15 protein-coding genes and 1 riboswitch are annotated in these 16,593 nt (G+C 70.8%); of the genes, 3 read left to right on the plus strand and 12 right to left on the minus strand.

The genetic code is table 11. The annotated features are described in order from the left end of the window. Window positions 1-468: 468 nt before the first annotated feature. The 4 genes from AB0K34_RS36275 to AB0K34_RS36290 form a co-directional block, all read right to left on the minus strand. Window positions 469-792, minus strand: a complete 324-nt coding sequence (locus AB0K34_RS36275) for an Lsr2 family protein (RefSeq protein ID WP_067629101.1) — start codon at window positions 790-792, stop codon at window positions 469-471. A 1,213-nt stretch (window positions 793-2,005) separates the two neighbouring features. Beyond that, complete coding sequence (locus AB0K34_RS36280; RefSeq protein ID WP_240808370.1) at window positions 2,006-2,764, minus strand: RDD family protein; 759 nt, start codon at window positions 2,762-2,764, stop codon at window positions 2,006-2,008. Window positions 2,765-2,771: 7 nt separating this feature from the next. After that, window positions 2,772-3,587, minus strand: coding sequence for an RDD family protein (locus AB0K34_RS36285; protein ID WP_301177716.1), 816 nt, complete (start codon window positions 3,585-3,587; stop codon window positions 2,772-2,774). Beyond that, window positions 3,584-4,120, minus strand: coding sequence for an amino-acid N-acetyltransferase (locus AB0K34_RS36290; RefSeq protein ID WP_301177720.1), 537 nt, complete (start codon window positions 4,118-4,120; stop codon window positions 3,584-3,586). The genes AB0K34_RS36285 and AB0K34_RS36290 overlap by 4 nt, the downstream gene beginning before the upstream one ends. Window positions 4,121-4,383: 263 nt before the next feature. Next, a riboswitch (cyclic di-AMP (ydaO/yuaA leader) is annotated at window positions 4,384-4,590 on the plus strand. A 3-nt stretch (window positions 4,591-4,593) separates the two neighbouring features. On the opposite strand from AB0K34_RS36290, the gene AB0K34_RS36295 reads away from it, so the two are divergent. Then, window positions 4,594-5,574, plus strand: coding sequence for an NlpC/P60 family protein (locus AB0K34_RS36295; protein ID WP_240808371.1), 981 nt, complete (start codon window positions 4,594-4,596; stop codon window positions 5,572-5,574). Between the two features lie 284 nt (window positions 5,575-5,858). Here the strand turns inward: AB0K34_RS36295 and AB0K34_RS36300 are convergent, their stop codons facing one another. Continuing rightward, a complete protein-coding gene (locus AB0K34_RS36300) occupies window positions 5,859-6,089 on the minus strand; it encodes a LuxR C-terminal-related transcriptional regulator (protein ID WP_021591725.1) in 231 nt (76 codons plus the stop codon). A gap of 490 nt (window positions 6,090-6,579) precedes the next feature. Between AB0K34_RS36300 and AB0K34_RS36305 the strand changes: the two genes are divergently transcribed. Together AB0K34_RS36305 and AB0K34_RS36310 are read left to right on the plus strand one after the other, a co-directional pair. After that, the gene (locus tag AB0K34_RS36305; protein ID WP_171069323.1) at window positions 6,580-7,602 is read left to right on the plus strand and encodes a LacI family DNA-binding transcriptional regulator; all 1,023 of its coding nucleotides are present in this window, start codon (window positions 6,580-6,582) and stop codon (window positions 7,600-7,602) included. Between the two features lie 202 nt (window positions 7,603-7,804). Continuing rightward, on the plus strand, window positions 7,805-9,046 hold the full coding sequence (locus tag AB0K34_RS36310; RefSeq protein WP_364553336.1) for a cytochrome P450: 1,242 nt from the start codon (window positions 7,805-7,807) through the stop codon (window positions 9,044-9,046). On the opposite strand, the gene lysX is transcribed toward AB0K34_RS36310, so the two are convergent. The 7 genes from lysX to AB0K34_RS36345 form a co-directional block, all read right to left on the minus strand. After that, a complete protein-coding gene (gene lysX, locus AB0K34_RS36315; protein ID WP_240808372.1) occupies window positions 9,033-10,487 on the minus strand; it encodes a bifunctional lysylphosphatidylglycerol synthetase/lysine--tRNA ligase LysX in 1,455 nt (484 codons plus the stop codon). The genes AB0K34_RS36310 and lysX overlap by 14 nt on opposite strands. A gap of 85 nt (window positions 10,488-10,572) precedes the next feature. Then, window positions 10,573-11,355, minus strand: a complete 783-nt coding sequence (locus AB0K34_RS36320; protein ID WP_138640185.1) for a type III pantothenate kinase — start codon at window positions 11,353-11,355, stop codon at window positions 10,573-10,575. Window positions 11,356-11,369: 14 nt separating this feature from the next. Next, window positions 11,370-12,227, minus strand: coding sequence for a carboxylating nicotinate-nucleotide diphosphorylase (gene nadC / locus AB0K34_RS36325; RefSeq protein ID WP_138640186.1), 858 nt, complete (start codon window positions 12,225-12,227; stop codon window positions 11,370-11,372). Then, the gene (locus AB0K34_RS36330) at window positions 12,224-13,996 is read right to left on the minus strand and encodes an L-aspartate oxidase (protein WP_364553337.1); all 1,773 of its coding nucleotides are present in this window, start codon (window positions 13,994-13,996) and stop codon (window positions 12,224-12,226) included. The genes nadC and AB0K34_RS36330 overlap by 4 nt, the downstream gene beginning before the upstream one ends. A 327-nt stretch (window positions 13,997-14,323) precedes the next feature. After that, window positions 14,324-14,740, minus strand: coding sequence for an aspartate 1-decarboxylase (gene panD / locus AB0K34_RS36335; protein WP_138641653.1), 417 nt, complete (start codon window positions 14,738-14,740; stop codon window positions 14,324-14,326). Beyond that, the gene (panC, locus tag AB0K34_RS36340) at window positions 14,740-15,594 is read right to left on the minus strand and encodes a pantoate--beta-alanine ligase (protein WP_364553339.1); all 855 of its coding nucleotides are present in this window, start codon (window positions 15,592-15,594) and stop codon (window positions 14,740-14,742) included. Before panC ends, panD begins: the two co-directional genes overlap by 1 nt. A gap of 48 nt (window positions 15,595-15,642) precedes the next feature. Then, the gene (locus tag AB0K34_RS36345) at window positions 15,643-16,584 is read right to left on the minus strand and encodes a DUF2520 domain-containing protein (RefSeq protein ID WP_364553340.1); all 942 of its coding nucleotides are present in this window, start codon (window positions 16,582-16,584) and stop codon (window positions 15,643-15,645) included. Between the last annotated feature and the right edge of the window lie 9 nt (window positions 16,585-16,593).

Below are 16,593 nucleotides of genomic sequence, written 5' to 3' on the forward strand. Positions count from 1 at the left end.
TCGGTACCGATGTAGTTGTGGTTGAGCATCCTGGCCTCCTCCTGAGCCAGGACGACAACACGCCGCGCGCGGTCGGTGAACCTCTCGAACATCTCGTCGCTCCTCACAGAGCGGTTGGGCAGAGTCCGGAACGTCCGGAACTGTCCTTCCGCATGCTAGCCCGCCCCGAGGAGGCCGCCCGGTGCACTCCCACCAGGAGACGTTCCCCAGCTAAGCGCTGTTCAGTCTCATCCAACTACCGCATCGGTGCGTCATGTTCCCGCTACGCCGCAAGCGAACGGGGGCTTTCCGCAGGTCGATCGGGGCGCGGGGCGAACCTCCCGAATGGGGCCGGAGTTCCGCCCGCGCCGCCTCTGTACCGCGCGGTGTCCGGGCCGAACCCCATTACGGCTACGCCACAAGCGAACGACTCCGCGGAAGCGAACGGCCCGCCTCGCTAACGGAGACGGGCCGCGGCGGGCGAGCGGCTCAGTTGGCCGCCTCGTACTGCTCGATCACGTGGGCCGGGATGCGTCCGCGCTCATTGACCTTGATGCCATTGTTCTTGGCCCAGGCGCGGATCTCGGCGCTGCGTTCCCGGCTGGACGCGCCGCGTTGCCGGCGGCGGCGCGAGACCGTGCCCGCCTTGCGGGACTTCTCCACGAACGGCTGCAGCGATTCCCGCAGCTTCGTTGCGTTGGCGCCACTCAGGTCGATCTCGTAGGAGGCGCCGTCGATCGAGAACGCTACGGTCTCGTCCGCCTCGCCACCGTCGAGGTCGTCGACGAGAAGCACCTGAACCTTCTGTGCCATGGGGACAGACCTTTCGGCTGGAGCAAACTTCAATCGGTTGACAAAGATATACCGAGAACTCCGCGGATGACAATTCCAGCACTCCCGATGAACCGGCACTGGGATCGAAGTCCCCTTCCGCCGGTGACCGCGCGTAATCGGCCTCGTCGTTTCCGGAGCGTCGGCGGGACGCACGAGGACCGGTGACGGCCCGGCATCCGCTAATTTGCGGGCGCCGGGACGCGGGCCGAGGTTTTCGCGGCGTGACCAGTGTCACTGCGGACCACGCTGACCTGGGCGGGCGCGCGCGCTTTGGCCCGGGTTTGCACGGCTCGGGGTTCGGGGTTTGCGGGAGCTCCGGCTTTCGGACGCGGGAGCCGCTCCGGACGGAAAGTCCCTGATCGGACCTTAACAGGCGGTGCACACCGGCACCGCCGCCAACGATTAACGCTGACGTAACGGCGCTAACCCGCCCGCCCACCGCGAATCATCGAGCGCCCCGCCGTCCGGCCCGAGGCGGGAGCCGCCGGGGACCAGGGACGACGCCGGACGCCCGCGAGAGAACGCCTGAAGCCGCACGGAACCGCGTATGGGCGCGCAAGGGACCGGTATGCGGACGGGTATGCGCGGGAGATCAGCCGGCAACGGAATGCACAGATCATCGCCCTGACCCGGGGATGTGGAGAGATAACCGGACCGGGAGCCGGGCCGAAAATCGGTTCCGGCGGGGTGCGAGCGGAAGTCGCCGAGCGTGATCCCCGACGAACCGCGCCGCGCATGGTTCAGCCAGGGAAATCAGGTGATTGTGGCACAATCCGACCGCCCGTTGCCTACTTCAACAACCGCCCGGCCGGGATCCCCGGGGCGAACGCCGCCCTGTCCGCCCCACGGCGCGCATGGGCCCGGGAAAGTCCGTTCCGGGTGAGACCCTGTCCCATCCAGAGTAAGTCCAGTACCGCTAAGAAGCGACACCGCAGGCGGCACGGCAAGGGGCGGCCGAAGGGCATTCAATCCGGAGGCGGCATCCGGGACGAGACAGATCCCCGCTCGATTCAGGGCCGTAACCGGAACGAGCTGGGATTGACCCGGCCAAGCCCGTGCGTCCGAAACAGACCCGGCCATCTCTCCGCAAAAGCATGTAGAAGGCAGCGAATACCCTCGTGCCGCGATGCATCCGGGCGTGTAACCAGGGATCAAGGCGCCGTGAGCGTGCCCGTACGCGCGCGAGTGGCCCTCAGAAGGCCGGGGAATCGGGCGTCCCGCGCTTTACCACTAGCGTCCCCGCGAGCCTGTCATGGACGGCCTGGCGGCGCGTCCCCTCGAAGATGACACCGGCGTTCACGACCCAGAAGACGCTCGCCAGCACACCGGCCACGGGAATCGGGCGGATCGCGATCGGCAGCGAATAAACCGCCGCGCGGAGAACGCACTGCAGAACGCCCGGCCGGGCCTCGGCCTCCACCCGCTCAGCGAGCCCCTCGGCCGCTGTCTCCGCGTGAGTGGCCTCCGGCGCGCCCCCGGGGGAGGACTCGGGCGAGGGAGGGGCTGAGGCGTCCTTGGGCGTCCCTGCCTCCGCGGGCACGGCGGCGGGCCCTTCGGGCTTGGCGGCGGGCACGAACCCCGGCACGGACGCCGGGAGGAAGCTCACTCCGCCGTTGGCCGCGGCACCCGGCTCCCCCGCACCCTGGGCGGCGCCAGCGCCCCCTGCGGCCTCTTGGTCCGCCCTGGCGCCCGATAGGGCGGATGTTCCCTCCGGCAGGGCAGTGACGACCTCTATGCCCGCGAAGCGCTTGCCGAGCGTCCGGCCCCAGAGGGCGAGCTGGACCGCCTCGTACAGCAGCATGCACCCCGCCACGGCGGGCGGGGCGACGACGTCCACCAGGTGCCCGGACACCAGTTCGCGGACGACGACGATGACGGGCACACCGACGATGAGCGTGTCGACCACGCGCGCGAGCAAGCGCTGCCCCGGGTCGGCGAGGGAAACCGCCATCGCGGACTTAGTCCGCGTACTCGGTGTACTGGTCGTCGCCGTACTCCTCGTACGTGCCTCGCTCGTCGATGACCAGCGTGCCGGCGAAACGGTCGTGCAGCGCCTGGTGCAGAGGCTGGTCCCAGATCGCCCACAGGTAGGCCATCAGACCGCCCACCCAGACCAGCGCCATCCCATACGCCGCGTACTCCCACACCATCACCGCGAGGACCAGGAAGAAGAAGACACCTACCTGGTAGCCGACGTGGACGATCCCAGCGCGCCAAATCGCCTGCGTCGTGCTCATCGGCTCACCCGCGGGACGGGCCTGCACGATGCCCAGGCCCAGGATCCGCTTGCCCAGCGTCCGCCCCCACATGGACAGTTGGACGGCCTCGTAGAGGAACGGCAGCACGGACATGACGAAGAACAGGGTGAAGATGATGGGCCAGTTCCAGATGCCGGCCTCTTCCTCGTCGTTGCCGCCTTCACCGCCCAGGCCGAACGCGGCGACCGTCACGGGCAGGATGAGCGCGAACCCGAAGACGGCGACGAGGGCGTTGTCGATGACCCTGGCGCCGGCCCTGCGGTGAATGGGCGCCAACTCCATCTCGCTGCCCTGGGAACCATAGGAGCCTTGGGAGTCGCCGTACTGGTCGTAGGACGGCTCGTAGGAGCGCCCCCAGTCCTGCTGAGGTTGCTGGGGCTGCTGCCACTGCTGCTGTGGCTGCTGGTGCTGTGGCTGCTGCTGCCACTGGGGACCTTGGTACGGGGGCGGGGGACCGTAGGCACCCTGGCCCTGCGGCGGTTGGTAACGCCGTCCGCGGTGGGGGGAATCGCTCATTTGGGGCAGTCCTCCAGGCGAAGCAACATCCGGGTGTTGCCCAACGTATTCGGCTTGACCCGGTCGAGGTCCAAGAACTCTGCCACGCCTTCGTCGTAAGAGCGGAGAAGCTCCTCATACACCTCAGGCGACACCGGTGTACCGAGGATCTGCTCGAAGCCGTGGCGCGCGAAGAAGTCCACCTCGAAGGTAAGGCAGAACACCCTCCGCACGCCGAGTTCACGCGCCGTCTCCAGCAGCCGGGCGACGATGCGGTGGCCGATGCCGCGTCCGCCGTACCCCTTGTCCACGGCGACGGAGCGAACCTCCGCGAGGTCCTCCCACATGACGTGCAGGGCCCCGCAGGCCACGACGCGCCCGGGCGTCCCGTCCTGGACGTCCTCGGCGATCCAGAACTCCTGGACGTCCTCGTACAGCTTGACCGTCGACTTCTTCAGCAGGCGTCGCCCCGACCCGGCGTACAGATCGACCAGCCTGCGGATCTCCTGGACATCGGCGGTACGGGCACGCCGGATCACGACCTCCACAAACAGGCGAGATTATCGAACACCGGACCTTGCCGAACGTCGGCGTGCGCATACGCGTGGTGAGCACGACAGAAGGGTGACTAGATAAAAGCGACTAGATAGGCCGCTCGCGCCGCTGAAAAGTGACCCAGAACACATCGCCGAGCGCCCGCGGAGGCCGCCGGCGGAAGCGCGCCCCGCCCGTCCGACCTGCGACTTCACAGGATCTGGTTGGCATCCAATCCGCATTCCGTTAGTGTCCATCGCTGACATCGGCCACCCGCAGAACGGAGGCCGAACCGCCGAGTCCACGGGCCGCGAACCAGCGCCCCGGGGAGCCGGGGACCCACTTTCGGAGCGTTTCCGGGGATTGCCCCGAAGCGGCCGCCGTCAGGGGTGAATCCGCAGCGCCGCGGCCTGGCCCGCGCACGCTCGCGGACGGGCTGCTCCGGCCCCAACCCGTCAGCTAACCCGGTAGGCGGTCGAGGAGAGGAGAACTCGTGCAGCACTCGCGGTCTGCTTCCCTTCGACGCTTCCGCGGCCGCGCGGTCACCGTGGCCGGCGCGCTCGTCGCGCTGACGGCCGCTCCGCACACCGTCGCCGTCGCGCACGCCGATCCCGAGCCGTCCACCAAAGAACTCCGCTCCCAGGCCTTCAAGCTCGCCGACCAGCTGGAGCAGCTCACCGAGCAGTACAACGGCCTGAAGGTGAAGCTCGCGCAGTCCAAGCGCGCCGCCGAGGTCGCCACCGAGAACGCCGAGCGGCAGGAGAAGTCGCTCCAGGCGATCCGGCAGAAGGTCGGCACCCTCGCCGCGACCAGCTACATGCAGGGCGGCTCCGATCCGACGGTCTCGTTCGTCGCCTCCCAGGACCCGCAGGCCGTCCTCGACCAGGCCGCCACCCTCAACTACTTCGCCAAGCGCGACAGCACCAAGGTGCTCGGCCTCATGCAGGCGATGCAGGCCGCCCAGCGCGCCCGCAAGTCCGCCGAATCGCGCGCCGCGCAGGTCAAGCAGCTGCGGACCCAGCTCGACGCGCAGCGCAAGAAGGTCACCGACGCCTACGAGAAGGTCCGCGGCACGATCGTCAAGCGGGACCCATCCCAGCTCGCGAAGCTCCCCGTCATCGGCACCGGCAAGGCCGCCCAGGCGCTGCGGTACGCGATGGGCAAGCTCGGCCGCCCGTACGTCTGGGGCGCCTCCGGGCCGAGCACATTCGACTGCTCCGGCCTGACGATGTGGGCCTACAAGCAGGTCGGCATCAACCTGCCGCACTACACCGGCAGCCAGTGGAACGCCGGCACCCACGTGTCGCGCAGCCAGCTCCAGCCGGGCGACCTCGTGTTCTTCTACGCCGACCTGCACCACATGGGGATGTACATCGGGGGCGGCAAGATGATCCACGCGCCGCACACCGGCGACGTCGTGAAGATCGCCTCCATGGACGGGCGGCCCTTCGCGGGCGGCGTCCGCGTCGCCTGACCCGGCCCACGCCCGGTCCCGGACGCCACCGAAGCGCATGCGCAATACGAGTGTGCGCAGGACTGAGTGGGTGTGCGCCTACTCCGCGGATGTGCGACTGCGGATGTGCGCATGACTAGGGGATCCATGGGGGTTGAACGCCGTCCGCGGCGACGCCACCTGCAGGGACCTACCTGCCAGGGCGCCGGCGCCGCCGCTGCGGGGTCGGACGGAGTTCGGTTCGCCGCCTGGATCTCTCGGTGACGCTCGCCCGTCCCCTGGCGAGCGTCGGGGGGTGAAGCCGGCTAGATGAGCTGCCTCCGGGCCGCCCACACCACGGCCTCGATAGGAGTGTTGACCTCCAGCCGGTCGCAGATCGTCCGCAACCGGCGCCGCAAGGTCCGTGCGCTCAGCTCCAGCTTGCGTGCCGCCACATCGGCGGTGACACCGCTCGCGATCTGGGCGAGCAGCCGGATCTCCTCCTCGCTCAGCCCGAAATCGTCGGTGCCACGACGTGCGAGTGTGGCTGTTTCCACTCCGTCCTCCCTCGTCCGTGGTGATGACCGCGGGGATGCAGCCGTCCGCTGCACAGGCACGGGTTGGGCCTCGATCTGTACGCGCGTTGGGTTGCCGGGTCCGGAGCCCTCCGGACTTAGATCATCGGGTTCCTTTGCTGTCTCACGAGCTTGGCCGGAGGTGGCCGCCTGGCCGATTGCGGGGTCGTACGGGGGAACTCCGGGTGACGATTCACTCGTTGGTCGTCCGAGGGAGACGGGATGAGATCGCCAGCCATCCGCATCCGGCCCTCCTCGTCGGACTCGCCGCGTCTTGCCGCTGAGCAAGATCGTGAATCGTTTCAAGCTACGCTTCGGCTCGGAACGCTAGGCGGCCGGATCCGGCCCGTCAAGCGCTGTCCAAATGCGGTATGCGTCCGATCGGCGACGTTCCGTAGTCGCTCGATTTGCTCTGTACCGCGCATAACTCCACTACCTGGGGAAACACTCCTGGGTCGGGACGAGGAGCGAGTTGCCACAGACCAGTATTCGTGAGGTCGCGAGGCGGGCTGGAGTCTCAGTTGGGACCGTTTCGAATGTCCTAAACCGGCCAGACCTCGTGGCCGAAGCTACCCGTGACCGTGTCCGCGCGGCGATCGAGGAGCTCGGATTCGTGCGGAACGAGTCCGCGCGGCGGCTCCGGCGGCGCCCCGAGCGCACCGCGGGCGAGTTCGGCGATCAGCCGCGGCGCGCCTTCGGCATCGTCGTCGAGGACCTCGCCAACCCGTACGCGTCCGATGTCGCGCGCGGCGCCGAGGCGGCCCTCAACGAGGCGGGCCACGACGCCCTCTGGCTCTCCAGCGACCACTCGTCCGCCAAGGAGCGCCGTTCGCTGGAGCTCCTGGAGGAGCAGCAGGCCGCCGGGGTCCTGATCATCCCCGTCGGGGGGAACCCCGGCGACATCTCCCGGCTGCGCGCCGCGGGCATGAGCGTCGTGGTGATCGACCGCGACTCGGCCGACGCGTGCTCGGCCCGGGTCGACCATTTCGCGGGCGGGGAGATCGCCGCCGCGCGGCTGCTCGGCATCGGCCGCGAGCGGATCGTGTTCGTGACGGGCGTCCCGGAACCGCTGCCCTGCGTCGACCGCCGCGACGGCGCCGCCCGCACCCTCGTCGAGGCGGGTCTCGGCGAGCCCGCCACGCTCGTCCAGGACGCCCTGAGCCCCACCGAGGGCCAGGCCGCCGCCCACGAGGTCATGGCCCTGTCCCCGCGGCCGGACGGCGTGTTCTGCGCCAACGACCTGCTGGCCATCGGGCTGATCAACGAGCTGACCCGGCTCGGCGTCCGCGTCCCGGACGACATCGCCGTCATCGGCTACGACGACATCGAGCTGGCCGCGAGCGCCGCCGTCCCGCTGACCACGATCCGGCAGCCGCGCCGCGAGCTGGGCTGGGAGGCCGCCGAACTGGCGCTGGCGGAGATCGGCGAGGGCAAGTCGCACCAGCACCGGCAGGTCGTCCAGCGCCCCGAACTGGTGATCCGCGAAAGCGCCTGACCACCATGGGCCAGGGGCAATGAGGCCCCGGCCCGCCACCGTCACCGCGTGCGGGATGGCCCCTGCGGCCCGCCGGATTCGCCCCCGAGACGGGGCGGAGCACGCGAAAGCGATCAACCCCGACCTTCAAGACGACAAGCCCGGTGCGCGCGGCGCCCGGAGCACTATTGACATGTCGTCTGATCTCCGGGTGACTGGGGATATGGAGGACAGGACAGCCCAGGTCGTGGAGGCCGAGGCCGCGGCGGTGCTCGGTTTCGATCCTGGAGATCCGGCGTTCCGGGCCGACCCGTACGCGCACTACCGGCGCCTTGCAGCCGGTGGGCGCCGCCTGCACCGCACCGAGGTCGGCCTGCGCGTCACCACGTCCTATGACCTGTGCGAGCAGGTCCTGCGCGACCCCCGGTTCGGGCACCGGCCGGAGGGCGGCGGGCTGTGGCGCGAGTCGCGGGTCCGGAACCGGTCGTTCCTCACCCTGGACCCGCCCGACCACACCCGGCTCCGGCGGCTGGTGAGCAAGGCGTTCACCCCGCGGCTCGTCGAGCGGCTGCGGCCGCGGGTCGAGGCGCTGGTCGACGAACTGCTGGACGGCGTGTCCGGCGAGGTCGACCTGATCGCGACGCTCGCGTACCCGCTCCCCGTCATCGTGATCAGCGAGATGCTCGGCGTCCCGCCACGGGACCGCGACCTGTTCAAGGGCTGGTCCGACAGCCTCGCCCGCGGCCTCGACCCCGACTTCCTCCTGCCGGAGGACGAGATCGGCCGGCGCGAGACGGCCCGCGAGGAGTTCGCCGCGTACTTCCGGGACCTCGCCGCCGAGCGGCGCGCCCGCCCGCAGGACGACCTCCTGAGCGCCCTCGTGAGCGTCTCGGACGGCGGCGACGTCCTGTCGGAGGAGGAACTCCTTGCGACGTGCGTACTGCTGCTCGTGGCGGGCCATGAGACGACCGTGAACCTCATAGGGAACGGCGCTCTGGCGCTCCTGCGCGATCCCGCGCAACTGGAGCTGTTCAGGGCGCGGCCTGAGAACGTCCAAGCGGCCGTGGAGGAGCTCCTCCGCTACGACCCGCCCGTCCAGCTCACGCTCAGGGCGGCCCTAGAGGACGTCGAGCTGGACGGTACGCCTGTAGAACGCGGAAGGCTCGTCCTGCTGCTGACCGGTGCCGCCAACCGCGACCCGGCCGTTTTCGACGATCCCGACCGTCTCGACCTCACCCGCTACACCGAAGGCCGGGACGCGCCACGTCACCTGTCGTTCGGGCACGGCATCCACTTCTGCCTGGGCGCACCACTGGCCCGGCTTGAGGGCCAGGTCGCGCTGAAGAAGCTCTTCGAGCGCGACGTGGCCCTCGCCGGGACCGACGCCGCAGGCGGCGGCCTCGTCTACCGGGACAACCTCGTCCTGCGGGGCCTGCGCGACCTGCCGGTCACTATTCGGGCTTGACCAGCGGGAACAGGATCGTCTCCCGGATGCCCTTGCCGGTGAACGCCATGATCATCCGGTCGATGCCGGCGCCCATCCCGCCCGTGGGCGGCATCGCGTACTCCAGGGCGCGCAGGAAGTCCTCGTCCAGCTGCATGGCCTCCGGGTCGCCGCCCGCGGCGAGCAGCGACTGCTCGGTGAGCCGGCGGCGCTGCTCGACCGGGTCGACCAGCTCGGAGTAGGCGGTGCCGAGCTCCGTCCCGAAGCCGATGAGGTCCCACTTCTCGGTGAGCAGCGGCTCCTCGCGGTGCTGGCGGGTCAGCGGGGACGTCTCGACCGGGTAGTCCATGACGAACGTGGGCTGGACGAGCGTGTGCTCGATCAGCTCCTCGAAGACCTCCTGGACGAGCCTGCCCTGCCCCCACTTCGGGTCCCACGAGATGCCGCGGGCGTCGGCGAGCTTGCGGACGTCCTCGATCGGCGTGTGCGGCGTGATCTCCTCGCCGAGCGCCTCCGACACCGACCCGTACAGCGTGATGCGCGGCCACTTCGGCAGCCCGAGGTCGATCTCCACCCCGTCATGGACGACCACGGTGGTGCCCAGGGCCGCGACGACGGCCTTCTGGTACATCCGCTGGGTCAGGTCGGCCATGTCGTTGTAGTCGAGGTACGTGCCGTAGGCCTCCAGCATCGTGAACTCCGGGTTGTGCGTGGAGTCCGCGCCCTCGTTCCGGAAGTTCCGGTTGATCTCGAAGACCTTCTCGATGCCGCCGACGACGAGCCGCTTCAGGTACAGCTCGATCGCGATGCGCAGGTAGAGGTCCATGTCGTACGCGTTGATGTGCGTCTTGAACGGACGTGCCGCCGCGCCGCCGTGGATGGGCTGCAGCATGGGCGTCTCGACCTCGAGGTAGCCCTCCTCGTGCCAGAAGTCGCGCACCGCGCGCACGGTCGCGCTGCGGATCCGCGCCATCTTGCGCGCCTCGTCGTTGACGATGAGGTCGACGTAGCGCTGCCTGACCCGCGCCTCGGGGTCGGTCAGCCCGGCGTGCTTCTCCGGCAGGGGGCGCAGGCACTTCGACGTGATCGCGAACCGGTCGGCCATGACGGACAGCTCGCCGCGGCGGGACGTGATGACCTCGCCCTCGACGCCGATGTGGTCGCCGAGGTCGACCTCGCGCTTCCAGAAGTCGAGCTGCTCCTGGCCGACGTTGGCCAGCGACAGCATGACCTGGAGGTCGCCGCCGCCGTCCCGGATGGTGGCGAAGCACAGCTTGCCCGTGTTGCGGATGAGCATGACGCGACCGGTGACGCCGACCTTCTCGCCCGTCTCGGTGCCTGGCTCCAGGTCCGGGTGTTTCGCCCGGATCTCGGCGATGGTCGCCGTGCGGGGGAAGGTCACCGGGTAGGGGTCGATCCCGCTCTCGCGGAGCCGGTCGAGCTTCTCCCGGCGCACGCGCATCTGCTCCGGGAGCTCGTCGAAGGTCTCGTCACTCACGTCCCAAGGCTATCCAGCCCGCCGGACGCGCCGCGAACGACTTCGTCCCCTACGGGGTGTTGCGCTCGTAGATGAGGCGCAGCCCGATGAGCGTCAGCCACGGCTCGAAGACGTCGATGCTGCGCGATTCCTCCAGCACGAGCGGCGCGAGGCCGCCGGTGGCGATGACCGTCACCTCGTCGGGGTCTTCGGCCAGCTCGTCCGACATGCGCTCGACGATGCCGTCCACCTGGCCGGCGAAGCCGAAGATTATCCCCGACTGCAGCGCCTCGACCGTGTTCTTCGCGATCACGTTGCGCGGCCGGACCAGCTCGATCTTGTGCAGCTGCGCACCGCGCGACGACAGCGCGTCTATCGAGATCTCTATGCCCGGGGCGATCGCGCCGCCGACGTACTCGCCCTTCGCGGACACGGCGTCGAACGTGGTCGCGGTGCCGAAGTCGACCACGATCGCGGGCCCGCCGTGCGTGTGGACGGCGGCGAGCGCGTTCACGATGCGGTCGGCGCCGACCTCCTTGGGGTTGTCCATGCGGACCGGGACGCCCGTCTTGACGCCCGGCTCCACGATCACCGCGGACACGTCGCCGTAGTAGCGGCGGCACATCTCCCGCATCTCGTGCAGGACGGACGGGACCGTGGAGCACAGCGCGATGCCGCTGATGTCGGTCTCCGCCAGCAGGGGGCTCTGCTGGACGAGGCCCTGCAGGACCACCGCGATCTCGTCGGCGGTGCGCCGCGGATCGGTGTTGATCCTCCAGTGCTCGATCACCTCGTCGCCCTCGAACAGGCCGAGGACGGTCTGGGTGTTACCGACGTCGATGGTGAGCAGCATCAGGTCCCCGCTGGTCAGGAAAAGTCAAGGCCGATGTCGAACACGCGCGCCGAGTGCGTCAGCGCGCCGACGGCAAGGTAGTCCACCCCGGTAACGGCGACGTCTCGGGCCCGCTCCAGGGTAAGGCCACCACTGGCCTCAAGCTCCGCCCGCCCCGCCACAAGGCGCACCGCCTCGGCCATCTCAGCGTCGGTCATGTTATCGAGCAGGATGCTCGTCGCGCCCACCTCCAGCGCCTCCCGCACCTGCGCGAGAGTGTCGCACTCCACCTGGATGTGCAGGGACGGGTACACGGCGCGGATCGCCTCGTAAGCCTTCGTGACGCTACCGGCCGCCGCGATGTGGTTGTCCTTGATGAGCGCAGCGTCGTGCAGGCCCATCCTGTGGTTGACCCCACCGCCGCAGTGGACGGCGTACTTCTGCAGGGCGCGCAGCCCCGGAAGGGTCTTACGGGTGTCGCGTACACGGGCCTTGGTGCCGTCCATGGCGTCCGCCCACCGCCGCGTCGCCGTCGCGATGCCGGACAGGTGCGTGAGCAGGTTCAGGGCCGTCCGCTCGGCCCTCAGCACGGCCCTGGTCTGCCCGCTGACCGAGATGAGGACCTGCCCCGGCACCACGCGGTCGCCGTCCTCCGCCTTCGCCTCGTAGGCGACGTCCAGCGCCTCGAAGACCGCGCAGGCCACCGGGACGCCGGCGACGACACCGGTCTCCCGCGCCCGGAGGTCCCCGGCCGCGGTCTCGTCCGGCGCGAAGATCGGCGTACTGGTGACGTCGACCTCCCCGTCCTCGGCCAGCGCCGTCCGGACGAGGTTTTCCACAGCCTGTGGATCGAGCCCGGCGGCGCTGAGGCGCTGCGAGAGTTCAGGTGTCATGAGCGCTTTCCTTCCAGAGGTTCGTACGTGGTCGTCAGGACGTTCCCCGTCAGCCGCGTCACCAGATGCCCGCGCCACGCGCCGTCCGCCCGCTCGGGGAAGTCCTCCCGCCAGTGGCTCCCGCGCGTCTCCTCCCGCCGCCGCGCCGCCAGCGCGATCGCGGACGCGACGGTGTACAGGTTGGTGACCTCCCAGGCCGCCACCCCGGGCTCGGCGTCCCCGCCCGCGAGCCCTTCCAACTCCCGCACCGCCCGCTCCAGCCCCGCGGCGCCCCGCAGCACCCCGACATGAGAGGTCATGATCCGCTGAATCTCCCCCCGACACCCAGCCCCCACCAACCACCCCTGCTCCGAAGCCGCACCGTCCCCGGCCGCCTCCGCCGCACCCCTGACGGACTCGGCAGTTGTTGACACGACGGGCTCAGCACCCGCAGGCACGGCGCACTCGGCAGTTGCAGACACGCTGGCCGTGGACGGGCCGGTCGAGGACGGGCCGGTCGCAGGTGTGGCGGTCGGGGTTGCGGAAGGAAGGTCGGTGTAGAGGGCCGTGGCTATTCGGGTGGCGAAGACCAGGCCCTCCAGCAGGGAGTTGGAGGCGAGGCGGTTGGCGCCGTGGACGCCGGTGCAGGCGGCCTCGCCACAGGCGTAGAGGCCGGGGACGGTGGTGCGGCCATGCAGGTCGGTGCGGACGCCGCCGCTGGCGTGGTGCGCGGCGGGGATGATGGGGATCGGTTCGGTGACGGGGTCGATGCCATGGTGCCGGCACGCGGCCAGGATGGTCGGGAAACGGGACTCCCACATCGCGGCGCCGAAGTGGCGCGCGTCCAGGAACATGCAGGGTGCGCCGGTCTCGCGCATCCGGTTCATGATCCCTTTGGCGACCACGTCGCGCGGGGCGAGTTCGGCGAGTTCGTGCCGTCCGACCATGAAGCGCTCGCCGGCGTGGTCGACGAGGTGGGCGCCCTCGCCGCGGACGGCCTCGGAGATCAGCGGCTGCTGCCCGGTCGCGCCGTCGCCGAGCCACAGCACGGTCGGGTGGAACTGGACGAACTCCAGGTCGGCGACCTCGGCCCCGGCGCGCAGGGCCAGCGCGACGCCGTCGCCGGTCGAGACCTCGGGATTGGTGGTGGTCGAGAACACCTGGCCGAGCCCGCCGGTGGCGAGCACGACGGCGCGGGCGCGGACGGCGCCGACGCCGTTCGGCTGGCCCTCGCCCATCACGTGGAGGGTGATCCCGGCGGCGCGTCCGGCGGCGTCCTTCAGCAGGTCCAGGACGAGCGCGTGCTCGATGACCTCGACGCCGGAGTCCTTGAGCTCGGCGAGGAGTGCGCGGCTGATCTCGGCGCCGGTCGCGTCGCCGCCCGCGTGCGCGATGCGGCGCCGGTGGTGGCCGCCCTCGCGGGTCAGCGCGATACCGCCGTCCGCGGCCTGGTCGAAGGCGGCGCCAAGTTCGATGAGACCGCGGACGGCGTCGGGCCCCTCGGTGACGAGCGCCCGGACGGCGTCCTCGTCGCACAGCCCGACCCCGGCGGTCAGGGTGTCGGCGAGGTGGTCCTCGGGGTTGTCGTCCGGGGCGAGCGCGGCGGCGATCCCGCCCTGCGCCCACCGGGTCGACCCGGCGTCCAGGAGGGCCTTGGTGACGAGCAGGACCCGCCCGTGCGGGCGGCAATGCAGTGCGGTGACCAGTCCGGCGATGCCGGAGCCGACGACGACGACGTCGGCCTCGGCGGTCCAGCCGGGCGCGGGGGCGTGGAGCACGGAAGGGATCATGAGCCCTCCTCCGGAATCGGTTCTCGTCATTATGACCCTAACCCCGGAGAACCCGAACGCCCGACCCCCACATTCCCGACGAAACCGCCCGCCCCCGCAGCTCACACGCCCTGCGCGCCCGCGGACGGCCGGTCGCCTCACACGACGGACGGCCTCGGTCAAGGCCCCGCAGCCGCACGCCATACGCGTCCAGGCACGACAGGTCGTCCCCATGCGTCAGACAGCCCCGGTCGAGGTCCGGCGCCACAGCTCGCGTGCCCTGCGCGTCCGGGCAGGACAGGTCGCGCCCGCAGACGGACGGCCTTGGCGAGGCCGTCCTCCGGGGGGTCAGCCGTGGACCAGGTCGCCTCGGGTGGTCTTGGTGCCGGGGACGGGCTCGGCGGGGTCGCTGCCCAGGGAGATGATCTTGTTGGAGCGGTCGACGTGGACGACGGTGGGCACGAACTCGCGGGCCTCGGCGTCGGTGAGCTGGGCGTAGCTGATGATGATCACCAGGTCGCCGGGCTGCACGAGGCGGGCCGCGGCGCCGTTGATGCCGATGACGCCGGAGCCGCGCTCGCCCGCGATCAGGTAGGTCTCCAGCCGGGCGCCGTTGTCGATGTCCACGATCGAGACCTGCTCGCCGGGGAGGAGGTCGGCGGCGTCCATCAGGTCCTGGTCGATGGTGAGCGAGCCGACGTAGTGCAGGTCCGCCTGCGTCACCGTGGCGCGGTGGATCTTGGACTTGAACATCGTCCGGATCATCAGTGCTCCTTGCCGAGCTGGAGGTGAACGTTGTCGATGAGGTGGGTGGCGCCGACGCGGCCGGCGACGGCGAGGACGGCGGGTCCGCCGCCGGCGGCGGGGGTGAAGGTCGCCGGGTCGACGAGGACGAGGTAGTCGAGTGCGAGGGGCGGGTCGGCGGTCGCGGCCCCGTCGAGGACCGCGCCGGCCGCGCGGAGGACCGCGTCCGGCCCGTCGTCGGCGGCGTCCGCGCCGGCGCGGAGGGCGCGCGACAGGGCGAGGGCGGTCCGCCGCTCGGGTTCCGAGAGGTAGCGGTTGCGGCTGGAGAGGGCCAGCCCGTCGGGTTCGCGGACGGTCGGCGCGCCGACGATCCGCACGGGCACGTTCAGGTCCGCGACCATGCGGCGGATCATCGCGAGCTGCTGCGCGTCCTTCTCCCCGAAGACCGCCGCGTCGGGGCGGACGAGGTTGAGCAGCTTGAGCACGACGGTCAGCATCCCGTCGAAGTGGCCAGGCCGCGCCGCGCCCTCGACGACCTCGCCCATCGGTCCGGACTTGATCGTGACCTGCGGTTCGTCCGGGTACATGACGTCGCGGGTCGGCGCGAAGACGAGGTCGACGCCCTCGGCGGCGCACGCCTCGACGTCGGCCTCGAACGTCCTCGGGTACCGGTCGAAGTCCTCGCCGGGCCCGAACTGGAGCGGGTTGACGAAGATGCTGACGGCGACCTTGTCTGCATTGCGGCGGGCCTCGCGCATCAGGGACAGGTGCCCCTCATGCAGCGCGCCCATGGTCGGAACGAACGCGAGCGTGCCCTCGATACGCGCGCGCGCCGCGGCCAGTTCCTCACGCGTCCGCGCGATGACGGGTTTCAAGCGGCCTCCTGAGGTGGGGGCGGAGGGACGGGGGGTGGCTGACCAGGGTCAATCGGCCAAGGCTTCCAGGAGGCGTTCGGCGTCTTCGGGCTTGAGCAGCCCGGCGCCGAGCGCGCGGTCGGCGGTGAGGCGGGCCAGGGCGATGTAGGCGCGGCGGCTCTCCGGGGACACCTTGCCCAGTTCGGCGATGTGGTCGGAGACCGTCCCGGCGTCGCCGCGCGCGACCGGGCCGGTGAGGCCGTCGATGCCGAGGCGCAGCCCGTTGTCGAGGGCTGCGCCGAGGAGCGGGCCGAGCATCCGGCCGGGTTCGGCCACGCCCGCCCGCGACAGCAGGTCCATCGACTCGACGACCAGGGTGACCAGGTGGTTCGCGCCGCCGGCCAGCGCCGCGTGGTAGAGCGGGCGCGCGCCCTCGGTGATCCACACCGGTTCGCCGCCCATCTCCAGGACGAGCGCCTCGGCGACGGGCCGCAGCGGCTCGGGCGAGGTGACGCCGAACGAGATGCCGGTGAGCCGGTTCACGTCGTCGGGGCGTCCGGTGAAGGTCATCGCCGGGTGCAGGGCCAGGGGGAGCGCGCCGGCGCGGGTGAGCGGGTCGAGGACGGCCGTCCCGTACCGGCCGCTGGTGTGCATGACCAGCTTCCCGGTGACGGGGACGCCCGCGGCGACGAGGCCGGCCGCGAGTTCGGGCAGCTCGTCGTCGGGGACGGTCAGCAGCACCAGGTCGGCGGCCGCCACGACGTCCTGCGGCGGGGCGACGTCCGCGCCGGGAAGGCGCTCCTCGACGCGGGACCGCGACCGGTCGGACACGGCGGCCGCGGCGACCACGCGGTGGCCCGCGCGGGACAGCGCGGCGCCGAGCGCCGTGCCGACGCGGCCGGCGCCGACGACGCCGACCGCGAGCCGCGCGGGCCTGTCCTCCGGGGCCTCCGCCCCCCCGCGGGGGGCGTTTCCGGGCGCGCCGGAGGAGGGCGTGACGTTGGGGTCCATCGGTTTCGT

It is taken from the genome of Actinomadura sp. NPDC049382, from assembly GCF_040677125.1.
Lineage (GTDB): Bacteria > Actinomycetota > Actinomycetes > Streptosporangiales > Streptosporangiaceae > Spirillospora > Spirillospora geliboluensis.

Excerpts from the sequence above, each read along its gene's own strand:
- panD (WP_138641653.1), bottom strand. The coding sequence starts at position 14,740 with ATGATCCGGACGATGTTCAAGTCCAAGATCCACCGCGCCACGGTGACG.
- AB0K34_RS36310 (WP_364553336.1), top strand. The coding sequence starts at position 7,805 with ATGGAGGACAGGACAGCCCAGGTCGTGGAGGCCGAGGCCGCGGCGGTG.
- AB0K34_RS36280 (WP_240808370.1), bottom strand. The coding sequence starts at position 2,764 with ATGGCGGTTTCCCTCGCCGACCCGGGGCAGCGCTTGCTCGCGCGCGTG.
- nadC (WP_138640186.1), bottom strand. The coding sequence starts at position 12,227 with ATGACACCTGAACTCTCGCAGCGCCTCAGCGCCGCCGGGCTCGATCCA.
- AB0K34_RS36330 (WP_364553337.1), bottom strand. The coding sequence starts at position 13,996 with ATGATCCCTTCCGTGCTCCACGCCCCCGCGCCCGGCTGGACCGCCGAG.
- AB0K34_RS36320 (WP_138640185.1), bottom strand. The coding sequence starts at position 11,355 with ATGCTGCTCACCATCGACGTCGGTAACACCCAGACCGTCCTCGGCCTG.
- AB0K34_RS36285 (WP_301177716.1), bottom strand. The coding sequence starts at position 3,587 with ATGAGCGATTCCCCCCACCGCGGACGGCGTTACCAACCGCCGCAGGGC.
- lysX (WP_240808372.1), bottom strand. The coding sequence starts at position 10,487 with ATGCGCGTGCGCCGGGAGAAGCTCGACCGGCTCCGCGAGAGCGGGATC.
- AB0K34_RS36275 (WP_067629101.1), bottom strand. The coding sequence starts at position 792 with ATGGCACAGAAGGTTCAGGTGCTTCTCGTCGACGACCTCGACGGTGGC.
- AB0K34_RS36345 (WP_364553340.1), bottom strand. The coding sequence starts at position 16,584 with ATGGACCCCAACGTCACGCCCTCCTCCGGCGCGCCCGGAAACGCCCCC.